We start from the raw sequence: 1428 nt of genomic DNA, 5'->3' as shown, positions 1-1428 counted from the left end.
CCCGCCCCTCGTCGGCGGGCACCGGGCCGAGCACCTCGGCGCCGTCGGGCAGCCGGGCGTCGGCGAGCAGGTCGGCCACCGCCTCCGCCGCCCCGGTGACGCTGGCCATCCGCACCGCCGGCGGGAAGCCCAGCTCGCGCCGCTCGGCCAGCTCCCGCGCGGCGAACCAGGGCGCGTCCCAGCGCAGCAGCGCCTGCACCGGGGCGAGCCCACCGTCGGCCACCACCACGACCCGGCCCCCGGCCGCACCGGGCCGGGCCAGCGCGGCGGCGGCCAGCCAGCGCCGCAACGCCTCCTCCCCCGCCCGCAGGTCGGCCCGGGTGAGCAGGGACCACGAGTCGAGCAGCAGCACCGCCCCGTACCCGCCGTCGGCGACCGGCTCGGCCCCCGGGGTGGCGATCACCAGGCCCGCGCCACCGGGCACGGTGCCGAGCACCTCCTCCCGACCGGAGGTGCGCACCGGTACGCCGGGGAAGGCCCGGCCGAGTTCCTCGGCGGTGCGCCGGGCGCCGGTGACCGCGGCGCGCAACCGCCGTCCCCCGCACTCCGGGCAGGTGTACGCGGCGACGACCCGGCCGCACCAGCGGCAGGCCGGTGCCCCGTCGGCCGAGGGCAGGGCGAGCGGCCCCGCGCAGTGCGGGCACCGGACCGGGGTACGGCAGTCGGCGCAGGCCACCGAGGGCAGGTAGCCGCGGCGGGGCACCTGCACCAGCACCGGCAGGTCGGCGCGGAGCGCGTCCCGGGCGGTGGTCCAGGCCAGGCTGGGCAGCCGCGCGGAGGCGGCGCCCGGGTCGCGGGCCAGTTGCGGGTCGTCCCCGGTCGGCGCGATGGCCGGCACCCGGGCCCGCAGGGTCGCCCGGTCGGCGACCACCTCTCGGGCCCAGCCGGTCTCCACCAGCAGCTGCGCCTCGGCGGTGCGGGCGTACCCGCCGACCAGGGCGGCCGTCGCGCCGAGCTGGGCCCGGGTGAGCAGCACGTCCCGGGCGTGCGGGTAGGGCGCCCGGGGCTCGGCGTGCAGGTCGTCGCCGTCGTCCCAGATGGCCACCAGACCGAGCCGATGGACCGGGGCGAACATGGCCGCCCGGGTCCCGACCACCACCGCCACGTCGCCGCGCAGCGCGGCGAGGAAGGCCCGGTAGCGACGTGCCGGGCCCAGCGCGGCGGAGAGGCAGACGTGCCGTCCCGGCCCGAGCACGTCGGTGAGCGCGGCGTCGAGGCGCTCCAGGTCGCGGGCGTCGGCCACCACGATCACCGCGCCCCGGCCGCCGGCGACGGTGGCGGCGACGGCGTCGGCGTACCGGGCGGCCCAGTCCTCGCCGGGCAGCGCGGACCAGACCGCGCGCGGGGCCCGACCGTCGGTGAGCGCGCGCAGGTAGGCCGGCCCGGCCGGGTAGTCCCGCCAGCCGCGCGGGTCGACCGGCCCGCCGG

General features: G+C 81.1%; 1 protein-coding gene. It reads right to left on the bottom strand.

Translation table 11 applies throughout. The annotated features are described in order from the left end of the window. On the bottom strand, positions 1–1428 hold a 1428-nt coding region (locus ONA70_RS36255), incomplete at both ends, for a primosome assembly protein PriA (RefSeq protein WP_265010983.1).

The sequence above is a fragment of the Micromonospora yasonensis genome (genome assembly GCF_026013475.1).
Classification (GTDB): Bacteria; Actinomycetota; Actinomycetes; order Mycobacteriales; family Micromonosporaceae; genus Micromonospora; species Micromonospora yasonensis.
Note: the sequence above shows the minus strand (reverse complement) of the source record. Positions and strands in the feature narration are given on the sequence as shown.